This is a genomic window from Spongiibacter tropicus DSM 19543, assembly GCF_000420325.1.
GTDB lineage: Bacteria > Pseudomonadota > Gammaproteobacteria > Pseudomonadales > Spongiibacteraceae > Spongiibacter > Spongiibacter tropicus.
In genome coordinates this window covers 29,264-52,663 of record NZ_ATUS01000004.1, presented here as the reverse complement: position 1 = coordinate 52,663, position 23,400 = coordinate 29,264, and the positions used below count along the sequence as shown (strand labels likewise).

The 23,400-nt window shown below is 54.5% G+C and carries 22 protein-coding genes; 18 read left to right on the top strand and 4 right to left on the bottom strand.

Going from position 1 to position 23,400, the window contains the following annotated elements:
* Nucleotides 1-4 precede the first annotated feature (4 nt).
* Nucleotides 5-2,944 (top strand): insulinase family protein, encoded by a 2,940-nt coding sequence (locus G411_RS0115080; protein ID WP_022960052.1) that lies wholly within the window; start codon nt 5-7, stop codon nt 2,942-2,944.
* 37 nt (nt 2,945-2,981) lie between these two features.
* Here the strand turns inward: G411_RS0115080 and G411_RS0115075 are convergent, their stop codons facing one another.
* Together G411_RS0115075 and G411_RS0115070 are read right to left on the bottom strand one after the other, a co-directional pair.
* Nucleotides 2,982-3,446 (bottom strand): Spy/CpxP family protein refolding chaperone, encoded by a 465-nt coding sequence (locus G411_RS0115075; RefSeq protein ID WP_022960051.1) that lies wholly within the window; start codon nt 3,444-3,446, stop codon nt 2,982-2,984.
* Nucleotides 3,443-3,880, bottom strand: coding sequence for a regulatory protein RecX (locus G411_RS0115070; RefSeq protein ID WP_022960050.1), 438 nt, complete (start codon nt 3,878-3,880; stop codon nt 3,443-3,445). The genes G411_RS0115075 and G411_RS0115070 overlap by 4 nt, the downstream gene beginning before the upstream one ends.
* Before the next feature lie 175 nt (nt 3,881-4,055).
* Between G411_RS0115070 and G411_RS20740 the strand changes: the two genes are divergently transcribed.
* The 12 genes from G411_RS20740 (at nt 4,056) to G411_RS0115010 (ending at nt 15,017) form a co-directional block, all read left to right on the top strand.
* Nucleotides 4,056-4,235, top strand: a complete 180-nt coding sequence (locus G411_RS20740; RefSeq protein ID WP_022960049.1) for a Flp family type IVb pilin — start codon at nt 4,056-4,058, stop codon at nt 4,233-4,235.
* Nucleotides 4,236-4,278: 43 nt separating this feature from the next.
* Nucleotides 4,279-4,755 carry a prepilin peptidase gene (locus tag G411_RS0115060; protein WP_022960048.1) on the top strand — a complete coding sequence of 159 codons (477 nt, stop codon included), beginning with the start codon at nt 4,279-4,281 and terminating at the stop codon, nt 4,753-4,755.
* A 13-nt stretch (nt 4,756-4,768) separates the two neighbouring features.
* Nucleotides 4,769-5,239 carry a TadE/TadG family type IV pilus assembly protein gene (locus G411_RS21625; RefSeq protein WP_022960047.1) on the top strand — a complete coding sequence of 157 codons (471 nt, stop codon included), beginning with the start codon at nt 4,769-4,771 and terminating at the stop codon, nt 5,237-5,239.
* A gap of 160 nt (nt 5,240-5,399) precedes the next feature.
* A complete protein-coding gene (gene cpaB / locus G411_RS0115050; RefSeq protein WP_022960046.1) occupies nt 5,400-6,272 on the top strand; it encodes a Flp pilus assembly protein CpaB in 873 nt (290 codons plus the stop codon).
* Between the two features lie 35 nt (nt 6,273-6,307).
* Complete coding sequence (locus tag G411_RS0115045; protein ID WP_022960045.1) at nt 6,308-7,618, top strand: type II and III secretion system protein family protein; 1,311 nt, start codon at nt 6,308-6,310, stop codon at nt 7,616-7,618.
* 17 nt (nt 7,619-7,635) lie between these two features.
* The gene (locus G411_RS0115040) at nt 7,636-8,895 is read left to right on the top strand and encodes a TadA family conjugal transfer-associated ATPase (RefSeq protein ID WP_022960044.1); all 1,260 of its coding nucleotides are present in this window, start codon (nt 7,636-7,638) and stop codon (nt 8,893-8,895) included.
* A gap of 11 nt (nt 8,896-8,906) precedes the next feature.
* Entirely contained in the window at nt 8,907-9,773 is an 867-nt protein-coding gene (locus tag G411_RS0115035) for a type II secretion system F family protein (protein WP_022960043.1), read from the top strand.
* An 11-nt stretch (nt 9,774-9,784) separates the two neighbouring features.
* Nucleotides 9,785-10,657 carry a type II secretion system F family protein gene (locus G411_RS0115030; RefSeq protein WP_022960042.1) on the top strand — a complete coding sequence of 291 codons (873 nt, stop codon included), beginning with the start codon at nt 9,785-9,787 and terminating at the stop codon, nt 10,655-10,657.
* 5 nt (nt 10,658-10,662) lie between these two features.
* Nucleotides 10,663-11,361, top strand: coding sequence for a hypothetical protein (locus G411_RS0115025; RefSeq protein ID WP_022960041.1), 699 nt, complete (start codon nt 10,663-10,665; stop codon nt 11,359-11,361).
* Between the two features lie 10 nt (nt 11,362-11,371).
* Nucleotides 11,372-11,635 carry a DUF3613 domain-containing protein gene (locus G411_RS0115020; protein ID WP_022960040.1) on the top strand — a complete coding sequence of 88 codons (264 nt, stop codon included), beginning with the start codon at nt 11,372-11,374 and terminating at the stop codon, nt 11,633-11,635.
* A 5-nt stretch (nt 11,636-11,640) separates the two neighbouring features.
* Nucleotides 11,641-13,731, top strand: a complete 2,091-nt coding sequence (locus G411_RS0115015) for a pilus assembly protein TadG-related protein (RefSeq protein ID WP_022960039.1) — start codon at nt 11,641-11,643, stop codon at nt 13,729-13,731.
* A 125-nt stretch (nt 13,732-13,856) separates the two neighbouring features.
* Nucleotides 13,857-15,017: a PilT/PilU family type 4a pilus ATPase gene (locus G411_RS0115010; RefSeq protein ID WP_022960038.1), complete on the top strand. Its 1,161-nt coding sequence runs from the start codon at nt 13,857-13,859 to the stop codon at nt 15,015-15,017.
* A 75-nt stretch (nt 15,018-15,092) separates the two neighbouring features.
* Here the strand turns inward: G411_RS0115010 and recA are convergent, their stop codons facing one another.
* Nucleotides 15,093-16,121, bottom strand: a complete 1,029-nt coding sequence (recA, locus tag G411_RS0115005; protein WP_022960037.1) for a recombinase RecA — start codon at nt 16,119-16,121, stop codon at nt 15,093-15,095.
* Between the two features lie 199 nt (nt 16,122-16,320).
* On the opposite strand from recA, the gene mutS reads away from it, so the two are divergent.
* The 4 genes from mutS (at nt 16,321) to G411_RS0114985 (ending at nt 21,684) form a co-directional block, all read left to right on the top strand.
* Nucleotides 16,321-18,885, top strand: coding sequence for a DNA mismatch repair protein MutS (gene mutS / locus G411_RS0115000; RefSeq protein WP_022960036.1), 2,565 nt, complete (start codon nt 16,321-16,323; stop codon nt 18,883-18,885).
* 138 nt (nt 18,886-19,023) lie between these two features.
* Nucleotides 19,024-19,347 carry a ferredoxin FdxA gene (gene fdxA / locus G411_RS0114995; RefSeq protein ID WP_022960035.1) on the top strand — a complete coding sequence of 108 codons (324 nt, stop codon included), beginning with the start codon at nt 19,024-19,026 and terminating at the stop codon, nt 19,345-19,347.
* A gap of 277 nt (nt 19,348-19,624) precedes the next feature.
* Nucleotides 19,625-19,843, top strand: a complete 219-nt coding sequence (locus G411_RS0114990; protein ID WP_022960034.1) for a hypothetical protein — start codon at nt 19,625-19,627, stop codon at nt 19,841-19,843.
* Nucleotides 19,844-19,956: 113 nt separating this feature from the next.
* Nucleotides 19,957-21,684: a potassium/proton antiporter gene (locus tag G411_RS0114985; protein ID WP_022960033.1), complete on the top strand. Its 1,728-nt coding sequence runs from the start codon at nt 19,957-19,959 to the stop codon at nt 21,682-21,684.
* Between the two features lie 36 nt (nt 21,685-21,720).
* Here G411_RS0114985 and G411_RS0114980 read toward each other — a convergent pair whose 3' ends face one another.
* Nucleotides 21,721-22,512, bottom strand: coding sequence for an SDR family oxidoreductase (locus G411_RS0114980; RefSeq protein ID WP_022960032.1), 792 nt, complete (start codon nt 22,510-22,512; stop codon nt 21,721-21,723).
* 217 nt (nt 22,513-22,729) lie between these two features.
* Here G411_RS0114980 and G411_RS20730 point away from each other — a divergent pair, with 217 nt between their 5' ends.
* Nucleotides 22,730-23,395 carry a TetR/AcrR family transcriptional regulator gene (locus G411_RS20730; RefSeq protein WP_022960031.1) on the top strand — a complete coding sequence of 222 codons (666 nt, stop codon included), beginning with the start codon at nt 22,730-22,732 and terminating at the stop codon, nt 23,393-23,395.
* Nucleotides 23,396-23,400: the final 5 nt, after the last annotated feature.

Sequence of the window (23,400 nt, the reverse complement as noted above, 5' to 3'; positions counted from 1 at the left end):
GACTATGAGCTTTATCGCGAACACCGATGCCCATCCCGCCTTTGACATCATCCAGAGTGAAGAAATCGACGCGCTGAATGTCACACTCACCGAGTACCGCCACCGTAAAACCGGCGCCAGCCACTACCATATAGCCGCCGATAACCCCGAAAATGTGTTTTTGGTCGCGCTTCGCACCGTTCCCCACGACTCTACCGGCGTGGCGCATATTCTGGAGCACACCGCGCTGTGTGGCAGCGAGAAATACCCGGTGCGCGACCCCTTTTTCATGATGATCCGTCGCTCGCTGAACAGCTTCATGAACGCCTTCACCAGCTCAGACTGGACCGCTTATCCCTTTGCCAGCAGCAACCGCAAGGATTTCGACAACCTGCTACAGGTATACATGGATGCGGTGTTCTTCTCTCGCCTCCACCCGCTGGACTTCGCTCAGGAAGGCCATCGCCTTGATTTCGCCGAACCCGGCAACCCGAACTCGGAGCTGGTCTTCAAAGGCGTGGTATTCAACGAAATGAAAGGCGCTATGAGCTCCATCCCGAGCCGCCTGTGGCACACGCTCTGCAAATACCTGTTTCCGACAGTCACCTATCACTACAACAGCGGCGGCGACCCTGAAGCGATTCCCGACTTGAGTTATGAACAACTCAAGGCCTTCTACGAGAGTCATTACCATCCCAGCAACGCCATCTTCATGAGCTTTGGCGACACACCTGCCGTGGAATTGCAGTCTCGCTTTGAAGAGCTGGCGCTGTCTCGCTTTGAGGCGCTGAACGACGATATCTCCGTACCGAGGGAAAAGCGCTATCACGCGCCAATTCGCGCTCAGGAAGCCTATCCCCTGCCCGCCGACGAGGACCCTCAAGGCAAAACCCATATCGTGATGGCCTGGCTGCTGGGCCAGAGCAACGACCTGGACACCGCACTGGAAGCCCAGTTGCTGGCGGGCATTTTACTCGACAACAGCGCAAGCCCATTGCTGCACGCGCTGGAAACCAGCTCGCTCGGCAGTTCGCCGTCTCCCATGTGCGGACTGGAAGACTCCATGCGTGAGATGGTGTTTGCCTGCGGTCTTGAGGGCAGTGATCCCGAGCAGATGACCGCCGTTGAGGACTTGATCCTCAGCACGCTGCAGCGGCTCATTGACGAAGGTGTGGACGCCGGACAAGTGGAGTCGGTGCTCCACCAGATTGAGCTACAGCAGCGGGAAATCAGTGGTGACAGCTACCCCTACGGCCTGCAGCTGATTCTGAATGCCCTCGGCTCAGCAACCCACCGCGGCGACCCTGTGTCAGCGCTGAATCTCGATCCCGCGCTGGCGCGTCTGCGTGAGAAAATCGCTCAGCCAAGCTATATCACTGGATTGCTGCAACAACTTATCGACAACCCTCACCGGGTAACACTGGTATTCAGCCCCGACGCCCAATACCAGCAGCGCGCAGAGCAGGCGGAAAAGCTGCGCCTTGCCGATATCAAGGCCGGTCTCAGCGACGAGCAAAAACAGGCCATTATCGAGCAGGCTGCGGCGCTGGAAACACGCCAAACCCAACAGGAAGATGAAAGCATTCTGCCCAAAGTCGGGCTCGAAGATGTGGCGCCAGACATGCCCGTACTGGACTACGGCGACGACCGTTTCGGCAATCTGCCTTACACCTTCTATCCCAGCGGCACCAATGGATTGATCTACCAGCAACTGCTCATCGAGCTTCCCCAGCTTGACGATGCAGAGTTGAGCCTGCTGCCAATCTACACCCAGACCCTGACAGAGCTTGGCCTTGGCGATGAGAGTTACCTGCAGGTGCAAGCTCGTCAGGCCGCTGTATGCGGGGGCATTTCTGCTTACACCAGCATGCGGGGCGATATCGGCGATGAACAGCAGATGAAGGCCTTCCTGGTCCTGTCATCGAAAGCCTTACTGCGCAACAGCAGTGAACAAGCACAACTGATGCGCGACACACTGGAAAAGCTGCGTTTCGACGAAGTGGAGCGCATCACTGACATTGTGGCGCACATTCGGGCTCGCCGGGAGTCATCCATCACCGGCAACGGGCACGGGCTCGCAATGGCTGCCGCCTGCGGCGGCATGAGCCCGATTGCCGAACTCAACCAGAAACTCGCCGGCCTCCAAGGAATCCGCGCACTAAAGGCAATCGACGACTCCCTGAAAAGCGAAGATGGCAAACAAGGCGTAGGCCAGCAACTCACCGCATTGCACCAAAAACTGCTCGCCGCGCAGCGACGCCTGTTGATTGTTGCCGAACAACACGGCTTCGACGAACACAATCCCGGGCTTGCCGCGATCTGGGCAGACTTCCAAGCCTCTTCGCAGGCGCCGCTGCAGCTGGCGACCGTTCGCGGCCAACGCAGAGAGTTCTGGTGCGCCAACTCCCAAGTCAATTTCTGTGCCAGCGCCTACCCCACTGTGCCGTCCGATCACCCTGACGCAGCGGCCCTCAGCGTGCTGGCAGTCTATCTGCGCAACGGCATACTGCATCGCTGCATCCGCGAACAGGGTGGCGCCTATGGCGGCGGCGCGTCACAAGACTCCAACATCGCGGCATTCCGTTTCTACTCTTACCGCGACCCTCGCCTGCAGGAAACCCTCGACGACTTCCGCTCAGCAATCAACTGGATGCTGGAGACCCCGGTTTCAGAGGACGCGCTTGAGCAATCCATTCTGGGTGTTGTCGGCAGCATCGACCGCCCGGGGTCACCGGCCGGTGAGGCCAAACAGGACTATCACAACCGTATTTTCGGCCGCAATCTGGAGGATCGCCGTCGATTCCGTCAACGCGTGCTGGCGGTCTCCGGCGATGATCTGAAACGTGTGACCAAACAGTATCTGGAAGGTGTCGAGCCAAGTATTGCGGTATTGAGTAACGCCAGCCGCGCGGAGCAGCTGGAAGAGTGGCTCCGCGACGGGGGCTTCAGCATACAGAAACTATGACGAATCGCCCCCTGGCCAGTGTTTTACAGGCGGGGGGCTATTTGTTGCTCTTAGCCTTCCCCTGCTTGCGCAACTCAGCATATTCCGCCTTTTGAGACGCATTGAGCACTTTGTAAAACTCTAATTGGGTCTGAAGCACAGCACCGGTGTGTCTTGCCGCCACGGACCCAGCGCGCTGACTAAGCTGTTTGATCGTATCCCGGCTAAGCTCAGTCAAAGGGAGAGCCTGCATCTGTTGGCGCAGTGCCACACTTTCCTTCTGCAGGGCTGCCGCCTGCTCTGCGTAACGCAAAATGAGCACATTCACCTTTTCACGCTGCGCCTCATTCAGCGACAACTGGTCCGCCAATGCCTGGATACCATCGCTATTGAGTCCCTCGCTTGCCTGAGCCTGAACAACACCGCAGGAAAGTAACAGGGCAATGATTAACTTCTTCATATAAACGCAGTCCTTTAAAACAAATGGAGCCCTTTTCGCCATGTTGACCATGACAGTGCTCATCCGTCCACGACCTGACGGATCAACTCCGGGCTAAAGCCACGATAATGCAAAAACCGCTGGCGCTTTGCCAGTTCACGGCGCTCATTCACCGGATCATTGCCAAATTTTTTCTCATAAACCTCACAGGCCCGCAGCAGCCAATCTTCACCGCTGTGTTCAACAACCCGACTTATCAGACCGTCTTCTATCCCCCTGTCACGCAACTCCATGCGTATTCGCTGAGGCCCGAATCCTGCCCCAACCCTCAGGCGAAGATAGCTTTCAGCAAATCGCTCATCAGACTGCAAGCCCTCGTCAGCCAGGCGCTGAATGGCCTCCTCCAGCAGGCCCTCAAGGCCTTCATCGGGATATCGAACACGCAGTTTGCGATACAGCTCATAAAAACTGTGCTCACGACGGGCTAAAAGATCCATCGCCTTCTTGCGTATCAACACCTTTTGTTCTTTTATAGAAGAGTCAGTGTGCACAGACGCTACCCATTATTGGCAATTTTAGTCTCACTACGGCAAGTACCTATTTCCTTTAATCTGTGCAAGTACGACATTACACACATGGTCGACAGGATGTCCTCTTTGCATCGGCCTGCCTAATTTTATCAATGGAGAGCCCATGATGTTGAAGCTTATTTCTAAAGGTATTACCAAGTTCCGCAAAGATGAAGAAGGCGCAAGCGCCATCGAGTACGCCATTATGGCGGCGGTACTTATCGTAGCGATCATCGCTGCTGTAGGTCTGCTCGACTTGCAAGGTATCTTCACAGACATTAACACGTCAATTGACAACGCCTGATGACAGGGGCTAAAGCCCCTGTCAGCTTCTACAGGCCTGGCTGATGGCCGTCGTAGCAGAAATCTCGCTGTACTCACTGCTGCTATTGGTTGCCATCTCAGATTTCAGGGAGCGCCGCATTTCGAATCAGCTTAACCTGCTGATAGCTGTAAATGCGGCCTTGCTGCATCTGTTGGATGACGGGAGTTCGACAGTTTTTATTGCGGTTAATTTAGTACTTACCGCAATTTTGTTCCTGCCCGGGTACTTCACGGGAAATGTGGGCGCAGGTGATATCAAGCTTTTTTGCGGCTTGTCGCTTTGCTGGTCACCGACGTTTTTCTTGTGGACCTTGGGATCTGGGATAACGCTGTTACTGCTGTTCTTAGGCATGCTATCGCTCAAAAAGCGGGTTAGCCGACACTCATGCAGCAAGGTAGAAAAGACAAACACAAAGCTATTGTCGCGAATGCCTTTGGGTACTGCCGTTTTCGTCGGCGCGATATTCACGCAATGGTTAACGCTATTGACAAGCTACTAGGGCAGGAGGAGCGATGTCAGGAACCAAAGTCTCCGCAGGGCGATTACAGCAAATGGGGGCCGGGCTACAACAAATGCGCGGTGTGGTAGCCATTGAATTCGCGCTGATCTTCCCCGTTTTTTTCGCCATTATCTACGGCATCATCTGCTACGGCACCGCATTTTTAATGATGCAAAGTTTCACCTATGCGGCGGAGGATGCTCTAAGGGCTGCATTGGCAGCCGAATGCGCCGCCTCAACATGCACTGAAGCTGAATTGAAGCCTGTCGTCACTGCGCAAGTGCAACAATCACTCGATTGGCTCGCCGCCTCAGTTATCAGCGAAGCCATTTCGGCTGACGACTTTTTTGCTTGTAATGCAGAAATGCTGTGTAAGGTCAGGTTGGGGGCCGCGCCATTACTTAACGGTATCACCCTCCCTCTTGTAGGCGAAATTCCAGACCTACCGGAAAGGCTGGTTGGCATTGCCAGCTTGCGCATGTGACACAGAGCACGTTTACAGGGAAGTATACGTACGACCCCCTATATCGACACAAGGTCACACAATCTAGCATCAGGGACAAATAGTGTGACATAAGCTGGCACTTCGCAGCTTGAACTACCCAAAAATCACTTTGATATCAAATGCTTTAAGGGATATACCCATGCAAGCAAGGACTCTGAAAATCATCGCGGCACTGCTTATCATCAGCGCAGTTGTTATGGGCGTTATTGGCTATCGCATCAGTCAGGAGGATGCACAGCGGCAAGTGCAACGTAAGTCAGCGGCAACGGCTGCCGATTCATACACTTACGCCCAAAAGCTAATGATCGCGACTCGGGACATCCGCAAAGGTGAGCAGCTCACCGAAGAAGATCTGATGCAGGTGCCCTACGCCATCACCGTCGAAGGCAGCTTCAACACCCCTGCCGAACTCATCAATCGACGCAGCGAGCGCGATATTTTCAAGGGCGCAGTCATACGCACGACAGACTTCGAGGACGATAGTGAACTCGCCACGCAAATTCGTCCGGGGCATCGCGCCATCGCAGTGAAAGTCGACGAAGTCATTGGTACCGGTGGCTTCCTCAAGCCCGGTGACTACGTTGATGTCATTTTCAACAGCCGGGCGAGCAAGGAAACCAACGACAAAAGTATGGCTCGGCGCATTCTGCGTAATATCCGCCTGATTGCCTACGGTGCAGAGATTGAAGGCGAAAGCCAGATGAGCCCCGAAAGCGATAACAAAGCGGCTAACAAGGATACCGGCAAGCGCAGTCGATCAGCGGTGCTCGAAGTGGCTATCGACGATATCAATATTCTCGTGTTGGCCGAGCACAATGGTGACCTTCGCCTGTCGGCAATCGGTGAAGCCGACGTCTTAGCGCTAGAAGAAGGCGAGCAACTTCCTGAGGATGCTGCCGAAGACAAAGCAACACTCATGCGCGCGGTTACCGGCTTCAAGCCTGCACCACCACCGAAATCTGTTTATGTATATAACGGCGACAAAGTTGAAACCATCCGGGTGAGCCAATAATGCGTCGAATCGACTATCGATATGGAGTATCTGTCATGAAACAGGGAGCGATCATTGCCCTACTGTTTAGCCTGATATCGGCGGCTAGTGCGGCCCCGTTCAAAACATTGCGACTGGAAGCTGGCGAGCAGCAGATGCTCACAACAAAGTACAGTGTAAAGCGCAGCGCCATTGGTCGGCCGGAAATCGCGACACTGAAAGTTCTCAACTCCAGAGAATTCTTAATCACCGCAAAACAAGCCGGCTCTACGTCGTTATTACTATGGCAAGGCGGACGTGAGCCGACCGAATTCAAGATCGATGTCATTCCATCCCTGCCTGCTAATGCCCGCAATGGGGTTGCCGTAGATGCCAGCGGCGGATTTGTCAGTCTGGAAGGCCAAACCCAGTCTCTTGAGCAGCATGACCGCCTGCTGACTGCTGGCGGCCCTACCTCGCTGGACAACACCTATCAAACCGGTGCCATTCAGGTCCAGACCGATATTCGAATTGTTGAATTCAGCCGCTCGGAATTGAAACAAATTGGCACAGCGCTCTCGTATGTAGGCGGCGATACATCAGCAGCCGGTGGCTCAAGCAGCTTGCTATCGATTCTCGACCCCACTCCTCTTGGGCAGCTGATTGGCTACACGACGAACGGAAGCACATCGTCTTCTATTCTGGTCGGCCATGATACCGGTAATTTCAAAGCCGCGATTAACGCCTTGTCGCGCAATGGCTATGCTTACACACTGGCGCAACCCTCACTGGTCAGCCTTTCCGGGCAAACGGCAACATTCCTGGCGGGTGGTGAATTTCCGTATCCGGTATCAAACCGGGATGGACAAGTTCAGATTGAGTACAAACAATTCGGCGTTCGGCTTCAACTCACTCCCACTGTATTGAGCGAAGACAGCATCATGCTGAAAGTTGCTCCTGAAGTCAGCGACTTGGATTTCACCAGCGGCGTCCAGGCCAGTGGCGTATCCGTTCCATCACTTAATGTTCGTCGAACCGACACCTCTATCCAGCTCGCACCGGGCGAAAGCTTCATCATCAGTGGTTTGATCAGCCGGAGTACCTTTGCAAACGCTGATCGCTTGCCCGGACTGGGAGATATCCCCATTCTCGGCGCCCTCTTCCGCTCAACACGCTTCGAGCAGGAAGACAAAGAGCTGTTGATGATCGTTACCCCGCACTTGGTCAAGCCAATTGCTAAAGATGCAGAGCTCCCTGAATTACCCGGGGAAACCTACAGCAACTACGCTCCGTCGTTCACGGATATGCTGTTCCGCGATATGGATAAAGAGGCGGTAAATCGTGCATCAAGTAAAACCAGAAAATCAGACGTCGGTTTTGCCAACTAAGGCACGGGAGCCCGTAGATGCGAATGAAAGAACGCAGAAAAGCCGTTAACCAAACGCCATCACCGAACGATGATTACGAGAGCCTCAAGGCCTCTCTTCACCGCTTCGTGATCGACCGTATCGAAGATGACAATATCATCTACGACGACGACTCGAAGAAACTCGAAGAGGCTATCGCGGCCTATATACGCCAGTACTGCCGCATATATGAAGTGATCATCGACCGCACTCGCTTTGAGAATCTCGAGAAAGAGCTGCTCGACGAAATTATCGGTTACGGCCCACTGCAAGTATTGCTCGAGGATCCGGAAATCAACGATATTCTGATTAATGGTCCGCGCAGAGTGTTTGTCGAACGCCGGGGTGTGCTGGAGCAGTCTTCGATCCGCTTTCTGGACGACAGACACGTGCTGCGTGTTATTCGCCGGATGATCTCTCCATTAGGGCGGCGCATTGATGAATCCAGCCCGATCGTGGACGGCCGCTTGGCGGACGGCAGCCGTATTAACGCCATTGTTCCTCCTTTGGCATTGGACGGTCCCTGCCTTTCGATTCGAAAATTCAGAAAAGATCCGCTGACAGCCGAAGAGCTGCTGGCTGGCGGCTCAATTACCCAAGAAGCACTGGATTTTTTAACAAAGTCCGTAGGCAATCGTAAGAACCTGCTGATCAGTGGTGCAACCGGCTCAGGTAAGACTACCCTGCTCAATATTCTCAGCCAGTACATCCCCGCGGGTGAGCGAATCGTCACGATTGAGGATGCCGCAGAGCTTCAGCTGCGAAACACTCACGTGGTCAGACTCGAAACCCGCCCTGCCAACAACGAAGGGGTCGGACTCGTCAGTCCGGGAGAACTGGTTAAAAACGCGCTGCGGATGCGTCCGGACCGGATTATCGTTGGCGAAAGTCGTGGTGCTGAAGTCGTCGACATGCTGCAAGCCATGAATACCGGACACGCAGGCTCTATGAGTACCGTCCATGCGAACTCAGCCCAGGACGCCGTGACCCGCCTTGAAATGATGGTGGGCATGTCGGGTTTCAAAGGCTCGAGTGAGCTGATCTTGAAGATGATCGGCAGCGCACTGGACATGATCGTGCATATCGGCAGGCTCGCCAATGGTCACCGCTGCGTTCTGCAAATATGCGAACTCAACGGAACAAAAGACGGCGTGGCATTAAAAGAGATTTTTGCGCTGAATCCGACCAATGGCAAATTGGAACGATGTCCTGACAGCACTGAAATCCCCCTGCTTGATGATGTAGTAAAAACGGTATAGGGGCGACACCTATGTTCTGGTTTTGGATCGCGCTTGTAGGTCTTGTAGTTGGGCTGGCCTTCGTATTGCTACTGCTCGTTAACGTTGAAGAACCGGCGAAAACGACGGATGTCGGTATCAATACCAAGCGAGATGGCGTGCCAACTTTTGTCGTCGATTACCTGGCAGGGAATGGCGTTGAGCTGCCGCCAATGGCGATCTACGGTGCGCTGGCGTGTGCGGTCGCGGCTTCACTCCTCGGCTTCGCACTTTTTCCGATGCAAATCGCGTTGCTGATATTTGTATCAACAATTGCCGTACTGTTCCTCGCAATAAAAGTTCTGGGAAACAAACGTCGAGCAAAAATGCTCGAGCAGCTGCCATCATTTATCAATCAGGTAACTCGCCGGCTCTCCGCAGGTATCTCGGTTGAAAATGCGTTTGCCGACTCCGTTGAAACGCTTGAGCGCCCCCTTGGTACCGTAATGCGCCGGGTAGTTCGTCGTGTACACATGGGCTACGAGCTCCATCAGGCATTCGAGCGAGAAGCACAAAACACCAAGCTGCACGAGTTCAACGTTCTTGCTACAGCGATACGTATTAACGAGCAGTACGGCGGGAGCATCCGCACCATTCTCGACGATATCGTGGGAATACTGCGCTTGGAAGAAAGCGGTAAGCGTGAATTGAGCGCAATGACTGGCGAAACGCGTTTCACCGCCGTGGTATTGGCCGTTCTACCTATTTTGATCGGCGGCTATATGTTCTATACCAACCCAGAAATGATGCTGGATGTCTGGGAGCAGAGCTCCGGCAGAAAAATGCTCTATTTCGCAGGCTTTATGGAGTTGACAGGTATTTTTGTTCTCTGGCGAATGATTAATTCCATAGATTCATAAGGAAGCACCCAATGGAAGCCCAGCACTACTTTTTTATCATTGGCGCGCTCATTCTCTGCACAGCACCAGTGCTGTTGCTTGCTACGGCGTATGCAGGTAGCAACGATGAGCCAAGCGACCGCCTTGAATTTGGAAAACACGACACGTGGCGGTTGCTGCGTGAAGAAAACACCCATATTGCGTCGCTGTCACAGCTGCTGCGACGCGCTGGCCTGTTCACCAGTACACAACAATTGCGCGCGCTGGGAGGGACTTCTGCCACGATAGTACTGGCCGCACTCGCAGGGGGCACTTACGCGCTCTACAAAGGTATGGATATCGGCCAGATATTAGCTGCCGTATTTGGGTCCCTGCTGGCAGGAGCCGTCTTCGCATACCTTATCCTTAAAAAAGTCGCAGAGGATCGCCAGAACGCACTCGATAAAGAAACGATGATGCTGATTCAAACGACACGCATGCTTTGGCGCGTTGGTTTGTCGCTGCCCAAAACAATGGGGGTGATATGCGAACAGCTCCATGAGCTAGCGCCAAATTGCGCAAAGGAACTCGCCCTGGGCGTCAACAAAATCGAAGCCGGCCAAAGCCAAGAGGAAGCCTTGTACGAGCTGATCAATAGCAGCAGCGCCGAGGGCTTTAAAGAGTATTTGATTGTGATACGACAGCAATCAATCACCGGTGGAAGTATCGACAAATCTCTCGATGAGCTTTACACCCTGCTGCAAAATCGCCGGAAGTTGGGACTGCAGGAATACGTCAATAAATTATCGGGAAAAATGTCGCTGGTAATGATGGTATTCCTGTTTCCTGCGCTACTGATATTCACTGCAGGCCCAGGACTCCTCTCTATGGTGAAGAGCCTTTCAACGCTCGGAAACGGAGGGTAAGAGAAATGCGCAGATACCAATCATTTACCCGCTCCGCTCTGGTCATCATAACGGTAATGGCTATCTCTGCTTGCGCGAGCGTAAAAGAGACCAACTACCAAACATCGGCAGACTGCGGGACAAAACTGAGCCAGCCTCAAACCATTAAACTCGATTTGGTTGCCCAGCTCATTGACGAAGGCAGCTACTACTCTGCCCTTGCTCACTTGGAAAATGACAACTCTGGCAGCCCACGCGCCCTCTGGCTGATGGCCGAAGCACAGAGGAAAACAGGAATGCTCTCTGAAGCTTATGACGTTTACCGAGAGCTCAGCTTGACCTGCATGACGGCCTATGGCCACGCCGGTATGGCAAAAATCTTAGCAACGCGTGGCGACCTAGAAATATCTCACCAGCACATGCTTAAAGCACGCCGCCTGGCGCCCACGAATGCCGACATACGTAATGACTACGGCTTCATCTTACTCGCCATGCAGGACTTCAAGGCGGCTCAGCGCGAATTCATGACCTCGCTTCAGCTTCAGCCAGGCCACCCTGTAGCGCTGAGAAATATGATCATGAGCCTCATACTCGACGGCGATAGCAGGACGGCAATGCGCATGGCCGAGAATAACGATATTCAAGAAGCAGAGTTCAAAAGCTTGATTGAAAAAGCAAACCATTTTGCCGAGCCCGCTGTCGCCAAGCGAGCGGTTATTAATTAGGAGAATCCGTATGCAACCGAGAAAAATACTGTTTGCAATCGCTGTGTTAACCAGTACTGGAGTTTTTGCCAGTGATCAAAGCACGAAAGATTTCGGCACAGAAAGCGCTGTGGCTAAAGCGATGGCTGCCCAACGATCAGGCGATATCGCCTCAGATAAAGAACAGCACTTAAGTGGTAAAGCACGTGTGGGTACGTATAAGCGCTATGTAGAAAGTTTCGCCCAACCGATACCACAATCCTTTGTGGACACCAGCTTTAGCGACAAGAAGTAAACGCCATGAGACCCGTTCGTCGATCTGAAACTATCCGGCTGCCGCGTGAGCAACGGGGCGTTATTGCTATTGCGTCAGCGGTGATGATGATTGCACTGCTGGCGTTTCTGGCCATTACCATCGACACGGGTCGCTTGTTCCTGGAAAAACGTACACTTCAAAGCCAAGCTGACTTAGCGGCCTTGGAAACTGCGCGACTGTATTGTCGTGACCAAAGCATGACTGAAGCAGACCGCTTAGCCGCAGCACAAGCAACCCTGTCAGCCGATCGAAATAACTTTTTGGGTGACACCGGTAGCGTACAAGTTGAACTCGGGCTGATCAGCGGGCCTGCCGACGAAAACGGAGCATTCAAGGCATTTACCGCGGACGAAACGGGTAAAGCGGTACGCGTCACTCTCAGTAGAACCGTTCAGTCATCGATCTTTTCAATTCTGACTGCAGGCCCGACAACCCTAACTCTGCGAACTCAGGGGGTTGCCGAAGCCTGCCAACCACTGGCCTCACTGCACATTAGAAGCACCCTCCTGACAGTAGACAGCAGCCAATCAGCTTTACTTAACTCGGTGCTGGGTGGTCTGCTGGGAACAACACTGAACCTCGGCGTCGGCCAGTGGGACGGCTTGATCAATACCGACTTGAACCTCCTCAACTATTTGGATGCCTTGGCGTTGAACTTGGGACTGGACGTTGGCGACTACGACAGCGTGCTGAATACCCAACTGAGTATTAACGACTTTCTGGTGGTTGCTGCTGACGTCCTTCAGGCCGGAGGCAATGCGAGCACATTAACGCTCACCGCGCTGCAAGACCTTCAGCTCGCAATACCGCCTGCAACCCCCCTGCTCTCGTTGGGCGAACTGCTCCAGGTACAGACCGCCAGTCCTGATACGGCCTTGGACGTGGGCTTGCAGCTCATGCAACTGGTGCAAGGCAGTATTCAATTAGCCAATTCCAAATCAGCCATCGCGGCAGATATCCCCGTCAGTTTGCTCGGACTGGTCAATGCCACCATCAAGCTACAAGTGGTCGATCCACCGAACCTGACTGCCGTGGGCGACCCGAAGCTTGCCAGTGAGGCGCCCTACAGCAGTGACGGGATTTATGTAAGATCGGCCCAAGTTAGAACCTTTGTCTCACTGGATCTTCCCATTGTCGGAGCCACACTGAACACACTCACAGACTTGCTGACCAGCCCACTATTAACCGGGGTTAGTGGCGTACTGACGAGCTTGCTGTCTCTGGACATTGTTGGCGTACTGCAAGGCCTGAGCTGTGTTGTTTACTGCGACATTCAAAAAGACCTGCTTGATATCAAAGTTCTCAGCTCTCCTCGTTTAGACATACTGCTTGAGGCAGGGGGCGGTGATGGCCGCGTGACCCAATACGACTGCGATGAAGGTGACAAGACCCTGGAGACTCTTGCCAGCACCGCAGCAGCGAGTATCAAAGTCGGCAGAATGGGTGACACCATGGCTGACGCCGCCACAAATGCATTTGCCGAAGAAGAGCCCTCTGTCACCCCTGTGCCCATACTTGATCTGGGTACGAAACGGATTCGCTATCAATGCACGATCCTATTGATTTGCTGGACTGAATACTGGGATGGCGACAGCTGGACCAACAACCCCGCCGATGCCGCACGCGAAGCGTTTACCGGCGGAGGGCTCGGCCTCCGGCTGGATACCGACCTGCTAAGCGGCTCACAGACACTTAACTTTGTTAACTCTCCCAGCGACGAATTCCTGCCCGAGTTCGGTGTTCAGCCCGGCGAAAACGCCTACCAGGGCCTAAACTCTGACAGTCTGGTCTCCGGTTTAGAAAATAATTTGCTCGGCTTAGAGCTGGAGTTTTACGAGCCAAACAACACTGGCGACGGCATCGGCGTCAACCTGCTTGGCGGCCTTCTCTTCCTGGTAGGCAGTGCTGCCAACGCATTAACGGATGCGATTTCTGCGCTCCTGACTTCGGTCTTGTCCCCGATTCTGATGGCGATCGTCGACCAACTCCTCGATGTGTTGGGAATCGGCTTGGCAGAAACAGAAATTGGCGCGACCATGAGCTGCGAGAGCGACCGTGTGCAACTGGTGATGTAAGTAACACCGCGTTCCTGCTTACGGCCTGAGGTTCACATTTTACGAATAGAATACACCGCCCCCCTACCTGGGGGGCGACACTTTCCGTACAGTCAACACTTCCCAAAAGAACAATAAGGCCCGCAATGACGTTCAATGACTACCTGACTATATTGGCTAAAAATGGCGGTTCTGACCTTTTCTTAAGTACTGGAGCCCCTCCCTGTGCCAAATTCCATGGCAAGCTCAAGCCCCTTGATAAAGAGTCATTCAGTCCCGGTGAAATCAGCAAAATTGCCTACGAGATCATGGATGGCGAGCAACAGAAGGAGTTTGATCAAGAGTTGGAAATGAACCTTGCCTATACCATTCCGGGTATCGGACGGTTCCGGGTCAATATTTTCAAACAGCGCAATGAGATTTCAATCGTTGCGCGGAATATCGTGACAGAAATCCCCAATGTGGATGCGCTGGGACTCCCCCCCATCCTCAAAGAGGTGATCATGACCAAGCGCGGCCTGGTGCTTTTTGTCGGCGCCACAGGCTCTGGCAAGTCGACCTCGCTGGCGGCGCTGATTGACCACCGCAATACCAACAGCAGTGGGCATATCATTACTATCGAAGACCCCATTGAGTTTATTCACCGACATAAACGCAGCATCGTCAATCAGCGGGAAATCGGCGTGGATACTCGCAGTTTCCATCAGGCACTGAAAAACACCCTGCGCCAGGCTCCCGATGTCATTCTCATTGGTGAGATTCGCGATCGCGAAACGATGGAACACGCCATTGCTTTTGCCGAAACCGGACACTTGTGTATCTCTACCCTGCATGCGAACAACGCCAACCAGGCACTGGACCGGATTATTAACTTTTTCCCGGAAGAACGCAGAAATCAGCTACTTCTTGACCTGTCACTGAATCTGAAATGCTTTGTTTCTCAGCGACTGGTACCCACTGTTGATGGCAAACGCTGTGCGGCAATTGAAATCCTCTTGGGTACTCCGACCGTCGCCCAGGCCATTCATAAAGGTGAGGTAGAGAGCATTAAGGAGATCATGCAGAAGTCGGAAAATTTAGGGATGCAAACCTTCGATGCCGCCCTGTTCAGGCTCTACGAAGATGGGAAAATCAGTTTTGAAGAAGCCCTGAAAAACGCCGATTCGGCAAACAACCTTCGACTTCGCATAAAGCTGGAGAGCACACGCGGATTGCCCGCAGATGCGGTCGAAGCGTCACCGGAGCCGACCAGCAGCTCCGCGTTTAGCCTGCAAATTGAAGATACGCCAGAGGAACCGGAGAACTAGAATAGCTGCGGACTATCGCTATCCCATAAGTCCATTGAACCAGCGGCGGGGACTCCCGCCGCTATCACTATCCTTTTACTGCTCTTCTTCGACAATCTCAACCTTTTTTGTCGACGGCTTTGGCAACAGCTGCTCACGAATAGCGCCTTCAATCTCAGCGGCAATCTCGGGATTTTCGCTGAGGAACTTGGCTGCATTCGCCTTACCCTGCCCGATTTTATCGCCTTTATAGGCGTACCAGGCACCCGACTTGTCAACGAGTCCGAGTTTTACACCAAGATCGATGACTTCGCCCATGCGGTAGATGCCACGGCCGTACATAATCTGGAACTCGGCTTGTTTGAATGGCGGCGACACCTTGTTTTTCACCACCTTGACCCGAGTTTCGTTGCCAACCACTTCGTCGCCTTCTTTTACAGCGCCGGTGCGACGGATATCCATGCGCACAGACGCATAGAATTTCAGCGCATTACCACCAGAAGTCGTCTCGGGATTACCGAACATCACACCGATCTTCATACGAATCTGGTTGATAAAGATCACCAGGGTATTGGTCTGCTTGATGCTGCCGGTCAGTTTACGCAGCGCCTGAGACATCAAGCGCGCTTGAAGACCAACGTGGGAGTCGCCCATATCCCCTTCTATCTCTGCCTTGGGCACCAGCGCGGCAACGGAGTCGATAACAATCACGTCAACGGAGCCAGAACGTACCAGCATGTCAGTGATTTCCAGCGCCTGCTCGCCGGTATCCGGCTGCGACACCAGCAGATCCTCCAGATTAACGCCCAGCTTTTCCGCATACTGGGGGTCCAGAGCGTGTTCGGCATCCACAATGGCCACGGTTTTACCCAGCTTCTGAGCTTCTGCCATCACCTGCAGACACAGGGTGGTTTTACCGGAAGACTCAGGACCATAGATTTCAACGATGCGCCCAAAAGGCAGTCCGCCGATGCCCAGGGCAATATCCAAACCCAATGAACCGGTAGAGACAGAAGGCATGACTTCCCGCGAACTGTCGCCCATTTTCATGATAGAGCCTTTACCGAATTGACGTTCGATCTGGCTCAGCGCGGATTCGAGTGCCTTCTGCTTATTGGGGTCCATAGTTTTTCTGCCCTTAAGGTTGTACGAATAAGATGCGAAATAGCGGTCACAAAATTACTGTATATATACTCAGTATCATCAGTGTGATTGTCAATCCCCAAGCGTAAAAAAGTGTCGGGCCGAGTGCTGGTCAGCACCTCGCGCATTCCGTACACTTTTGCGTTTCACTTTGTCCCAGCCCCGAACGCGGAGAACACCTATGAATGCAGGCATCGACCTGGCTCAGCACACGCCAATGATGCAGCAATACCTGAAGATCAAAGCACAGCATCCTCAGGAGCTGCTGTTTTATCGCATGGGTGACTTCTACGAGCTGTTTTTTGACGATGCCAAACGCGCCGCTGATCTGTTGGACATTACCCTGACCGCACGCGGTAAATCCGGCGGCCAGCCGATTCCCATGTGCGGAGTGCCCTATCATTCAGCTGAAGGCTACCTAGCCCGCTTGGTTAAACGAGGCGTATCGGTAGCCATCTGTGAACAGATAGGCGACCCCGCTACCAGCAAGGGACCGGTAGAGCGCAAAGTCGTCCGCATAGTGACCCCGGGCACCCTCAGTGACGAAGCATTACTGGACGAGCGCCGTGACAACCTGCTGGTCGCCTGCTGCGAAATGGACGGCAGACAAGGGCTGGCCGTGCTGGATATGAGCAGCGGCCGATTCAGCGTCTCGGAACCCGGGAGCAGCGCGACGCTGCTCAGCGAGCTGCAGCGGCTTCGCCCTGCCGAACTGTTGATTCCTGAAGACTTCGGCGGCGAATGGCTGCCCGACATGCCGGGGCGACGCCCCCTGCCGCCGTGGGAATTTGAGCCCGACACCGCCCACCGGCAACTGTGCAGCCATTTCGCAGTGCAGGACCTCGCGGGCTTCGGCTGTGACGGTTTGACCGCCGGTATCGCGGCAGCGGGCTGCCTGCTGCAGTATGTGAAAGATACCCAGCGCTGTGAGCTTCCTCATATTCGCCGCCTCCAACACGATGCCAACGAGCGGGCCGTGGCGATGGACGCGGCCACTCGTCGCAATCTCGAACTGGATATCAACCTCAGCGGCGGCACCGACAACACCCTTGCTTCGGTAATGGACCGCTGCCAAACAGCAATGGGTAGTCGCCTGCTGAAACGCTGGCTGCACCGTCCGCTGCGCGACCGCGAGGTACTCGAAGCCCGACGCGGCAGCATCGCCGCGTTGATCGACAACTATGATTTCGAGGCCTTGCGCGAGCCACTGAAGCAAATCGGTGACCTGGAACGGATTCTGGCCCGCGTTGCGTTGCGCTCGGCACGGCCCCGAGACCTTTCCCGCCTGCAGCAGTCGCTGGCAGTGCTGCCCGGTTTGCAGCAACTATTGAGTACTCAGGAACTGCCACACCTTCGCGAACTGGCCACCGAGATCAGTCAGTTCCCCTCACTCGCTGAATTGCTGCAACGGGCCATTATCGACAACCCGCCGATGGTAATTCGCGATGGCGGTGTCATCGCCACCGGCTACGATGCCGAGCTGGACGAGCTGCGCAGTCTCAGCAGTGATGCCGGTGATTTTCTGCTGGACATGGAAAAGCGCGAGCGCGAGCGAACAGGCCTGAGCAGCCTGAAAGTGGGCTACAACCGGGTTCACGGTTACTACATCGAAATTAGCCGTGGACAGGCTGGCGAGGCGCCGGTTGAGTATATCCGCCGCCAGACATTGAAGAATGCCGAGCGCTTCATTACCCCCGAGCTGAAAGAATTCGAAGATAAGGCCCTGAGCAGTAAAAGCCGGGCACTGGCGCGGGAAAAAGCACTGTATGACGAGCTATTAGATATCCTGAATCGCGACCTCGGTGCCCTGCAGCTCAGTGCCCACTCACTCTGTGAGTTGGATGTACTGTGTAACCTGGCCGAACGCGCCGTTCAGCTTGATCTGTGTGAACCGCAATTTAACGACGACGGCACCATGCATATTGAGCAGGGACGCCACCCAGTGGTAGAGAGCGTGTTGGACGAACCCTTCATTGCCAACGACCTCCACCTCGATCCACAGCGCCGCACACTGATTATTACCGGCCCCAATATGGGGGGTAAATCGACCTATATGCGGCAAACTGCGCTGATTACGCTGCTCGCCCATATCGGCAGCTTCGTCCCCGCCAAAGCCGCCAACCTGAGCATTGTCGATCAGATATTCACGCGTATCGGTTCCTCGGATGACCTGGCCGGCGGGCGCTCGACCTTTATGGTCGAAATGACAGAAACCGCCAATATCTTGCATAACGCCACCGAAAACAGCTTGGTATTGATGGATGAAATCGGGCGCGGCACCAGTACCTTCGACGGCCTGTCGCTGGCCTGGGCCAGTGCCATTGAACTGGCGGACAAGCTGCGCGCCTTTACCCTGTTTGCCACCCACTACTTCGAACTGACCGTTCTGCCGGAAAACTACCCCTGCGCAGCAAATGTTCACCTCGGCGTAAAGGAATATCAGGACCACGTGGTGTTTCTCCACCGGCTTGAAGAAGGCCCTGCCAATCGCAGCTACGGTTTACAAGTTGCCAAACTCGCCGGCATTCCAGAGCCCGTCATCCACGCGGCGAGAAAGAAACTGAACGCGCTGGAAAAACAAGCCATTGGGCCGGTAGCCCAGACCAGTGGCCCGCAGCCAGACCTCTTCGCCAGTACGGGTCCCTCTGTCGTCGAAGAAACGCTGGATACCATCGATCCCGATGAGCTGACACCAAGGCAAGCACTCGAACAGCTTTATGCGTTAAAAGCGCTGATCAAGAAGTGATCTGACCGGCAAATCATTCACAAAACCGATAAGCCACACCTAAATTATTGTTAAGGCTTTGTGCTATACCGATAATTTTCACTGGTGTTACAATGCGCGCTTGCCGATTCACAGTCAGAGAGTAAGGGGCTGACAAAAATGACTTTTGTTGTAGGTGAAAATTGCATCAAGTGTAAGCACACGGATTGCGTTGAAGTTTGTCCTGTCGACTGTTTCTATGAAGGCCCGAACTTTCTGGTTATTCATCCGGATGAGTGCATTGACTGCGCATTGTGCGAACCGGAATGCCCCGTAGAGGCGATTTTCTCCGAAGATGAACTGCCTGATGATCAGCAGGTCTTCCTCGAGCTCAATGCTGAGCTGGCCGAAGTATGGCCGAATATCACCGAGATGAAAGAGGCACCGGCGGATGCTGAGGAATGGGCAGGCAAGCCCGACAAACTGCAGTATCTTGAGCGCTGAGCTCTCTCCGAATACCAAAAACCCGCTTCAAGCGGGTTTTTTTATGCCCAAACGTTTGTGAACCAATGGCTTAAAGACTGAAGTTCATCACACTTCTCCCATTATCCGGGGAACACTGACGCGGTAAACCAGTCACAAGCCCCAGACAGGATGGATCTGTATCGCATTCACGACAAACATCGCTGTCTGTATTAAACGCGCGGGGTACAAGCATTCTGTGCCCGGCCTCTGCGGCAATTCTGCCGCCTGTCAAAGGCAAAAAAGGAGCGTTTACGCCATGAAAAAACTGATGAATTCGCAGGCTGTTGCCAGAGTCATGTTGATGCTGCTCGTAGGGATCGGCGGCACCTCGCTGCTGACGGCCTGTGACCGCAACGAAGGACCGATGGAAGAAATGGGCGAAAGCATGGACCAGGGCATTGAGAATGCCAAGGACAGCTACAACGAAGGCGTTGAAGAAGTAAAAGACGAAATCGACGATCACAGCAGCAACTAATATTTTAAGGTTTACCCTCCAGCTGGCCGGCTCTCGCCGGCCTTTTTTATTTCTGCCCACCGCAAATGGTATTATTGCCAAGTCTGTATCACCCGCCCATGTAAGGACCACGCTTGGACACAGCCAGTATCAACACTCTGTTTCTCGTCGGCGCGAGCCTGGTCGCCGCGAGCATTCTGGTCAGCTCGGTCTCCTCTCGGCTGGGTATTCCCATTCTGTTGATCTTTCTGGGTGTAGGCATGCTGGCCGGAGAAGACGGCCCTGGCGGCATTCGCTTCGACAATTTCCCGGCCGCCTATTTAATCAGCAACCTGGCTTTGGCCGTTATTCTGCTCGATGGCGGGATGCGAACCCGCATGGCCAGTTTCCGCGTAGCGCTCTGGCCTGCCCTGTCGCTGGCAACCGTCGGCGTCGTTGGAACGGCCGCCCTCACCGGACTCGCAGCCAGCTATCTGTTTGATTTGAGCTGGATGGAGGGCCTTCTGGTTGGCGCCATTGTTGGCTCCACTGATGCCGCTGCCGTATTTTCTCTGCTGGGGGGACGCGGCCTGAACGAGCGGGTTGGCGCGACACTGGAAATCGAGTCCGGCAGTAACGATCCGATGGCGATGTTCCTGACCATTACGCTTATCGAATTACTGCTGAGTGGCCAGCCGATAGGCCTTGGTTTGCTGTTCACCCTGCTCTGGCAGTTCGGCGTGGGTATCGTAATCGGCCTCGGTGGCGGCTACCTGCTTTGGCGGCTGATTAACCGCATGGAACTGGCCAACGGCCTGTACCCCCTGCTTGCAGTCAGCGGTGGCATGATTATCTATGCACTGACCATCGCCGCGGGCGGGTCCGGCATTCTCGCCATCTATCTCTGTGGCCTGTTGTTGGGCAACCGTCCGGTGCGAAACCGCCACGGCATTTTACATATGTTTGATGGCCTGGCCTGGTTAAGCCAAATCGCCATGTTCCTGGTGCTCGGCCTGCTGATTGACCCCAGTGGTCTCGTGGCAATTGCCCTGCCCGGACTGGTACTCGCCCTGTGGATGATTCTCGTTGCACGCCCTTCGGCAGTCATGCTTAGCCTGCTGCCCTTTCGAAGTTTTCAGCTCCGCGAGCGCGCCTTTGTCGCCTGGGTGGGCCTGCGGGGGGCCGTACCGATTATTCTGGCTATTTTCCCTATGATGGCGGGACTGGAGCACGCGCAGCTGTATTTCAACGTCGCGTTCTTCATCGTGCTGATCTCGCTGCTTCTCCAGGGTAGCAGCCTTGGCTGGGCGGCCCAGCGAGCTAAGGTCCTCATTCCGGCATCGCCATCCCCCGTATCGCGCGTGGGCTTAGAAGTCCACGTCGCCAGCCAGTGGGAGCTGTTCATCTACACCTTGGCGGCAGAAAAATGGTATATCGGCAAACCACTGCGTCAACTCCATATGCCGGACAGCACACGCATTGCGGCGCTTTTCCGCAACAAACAGCTACTGCACCCGAGCGGCAGCACACTGCTGTTGGCTGGCGATATTCTCTGTGTCATCGGCAAAGACAGTGACCTCCCTGCCCTCGGCAAGCTGTTCAGCGAGGCACCGAAGCAAGGTCTGGATATGCGCTTTTTCGGCGACTTTATTCTTCAGGCCGATGCACGACTCGGCGACCTCGCCATGCTCTATAACCTCAATGTCGGCCCTGAAGAAGCCGACCTCCAGTTGGCTCAGTTCCTGTCTCAACGCCTGTCTGCCCGCCCGGTACTGGGCGATCATATTCACTGGCAGGGGATGATTTGGACCGTCGCCGAGATGGATGGCAAGCGCATCAGCAAAATTGGTCTGCGCAGTGTTTCTGCCTTGCAGAGCGAGTAGACCTTCCTCCCTCGCCCTGACCGCCAAGGCATGTCGCTAGAACAGGGATTTCATCGTGCCGCCATCTACAACTAGCGATGCGCCGGTAATATAGCTGGCAGCGGGCGACAACAGGAATGCACCGGCTTTGCCAAACTCCTCCGGGTCTCCATAGCGCCCCAGCGGGATCAGCGATTCGTTGCTGGCTCGCTGCTCGCTGACATCTACGCCATTTGTCTCCGCCAGTTTGGCGTCCAGCGCCTTTATGCGATCGGTATAGATCTGGCCCGGTATCAGATTATTGACACGAATACCCTCGGCGGCCAGCGAGCGGCTCAGGCTCTTGGCGAGGCTGCTCACACCGGATCGCATCACATTGGATAGCAGCAATATATCGATGGGTTCCTTCACGGATGAGGACGTCAACATCAAGATCGACGCCGCATCCGAGCGACGCAATGCCGGTAAGGCCTCTCGCACCAGCCTCACGGCACTCATTAAGGTCAGCTCAAAAGCAGCCTGCCACGCCGCGTCGTCAAAATCATCGAAACCGCCGGGCGGCGGACCGCCAGCATTAACCAGTACACCGTCAATTCGTCCGAAGCGCTCCTCGGCCTCTGCCACCCAACGCTGGATACTCTGTGCATCGCTCATATCCAGCGAGGCCCCACTTACCACACTGCCACACTCTTCACACAGGCGCCGGGCCGCCGCCTCAACATCCTCAATATTGCGGCTGCCGAGCACGACGCGCGCTCCCGCCAGAGCCAGCTGTCGTCCGATGGCATAACCCAAGCCCCGGCTTCCGGCCGCGACCAGATAAACTCTGTCTCTTAGCTGTAAATCCATGCAATTACCTCGTTCGGTGTACTCTCAACAGTATGCCAGAAGGAGTATATTGCACCGCGAAATCAAACGTCACTCGTCGGAAACCTGCTTGAAATTTGAGGCAAACGTCGGGATTAATCACGGTTCTCACGCAATTCCGCCGACATCATGAAAAATAGATGACAAGGCTGCGGATCGCTGTCAACATTGCCCACTGCACTGGTACAGAAGTAAACACATGGCTACACAAACCTCATCGAGTTATCACCACGGCAACCTTCGTCAAGAACTGATGGAGCTGGCGGAAAAGCACCTGGTGGATAATGGCGTCAGCGATTTAAGTTTGCGCGCACTGGCACGAGAAATTGGCGTGTCGCAAACGGCACCTTATCGCCACTTTCGCGACAAAAACGCCCTGCTCGCCGCGCTCGCCACCGAGGGGTTTAAACGCTTCTTCGAAATGAGCAAGCCCAGTCAAGATGAGCCCCGTGCCGACAAAAGCCTTCTCTACTTCGGCCTGGCCTATGTCAAATTCGCCCGCGAGCACACCGAGCTGTTCCACCTGATGTTCGGACCTGCGCTCCAGCCGCGTAACCAGTACCCCGAGCTGTTTGCCGCAGGACGGGAGGCGATCTACAAAGTCAGAGCGGGCGTTGAACGCGGCCTCAATAATGGCGAACTGCGAGCATTAGACAATGTCGCGTCGATTGCCCATACGGTGTGGGCTGCCGTTCACGGTGTTACCACCTTGATGCTCGACCACGCGGACACCTACGGCTATCACCGCGACCTGCACCTGCAGGCGGAAAAGTCGATGCGCATGATGATAGCCGGACTGTGTACCGATCCAAGCTTCATCGCGAATCTCCCCAGCGAAGCAACACCCTACCCGCCCGAGCAGTGAGCAAA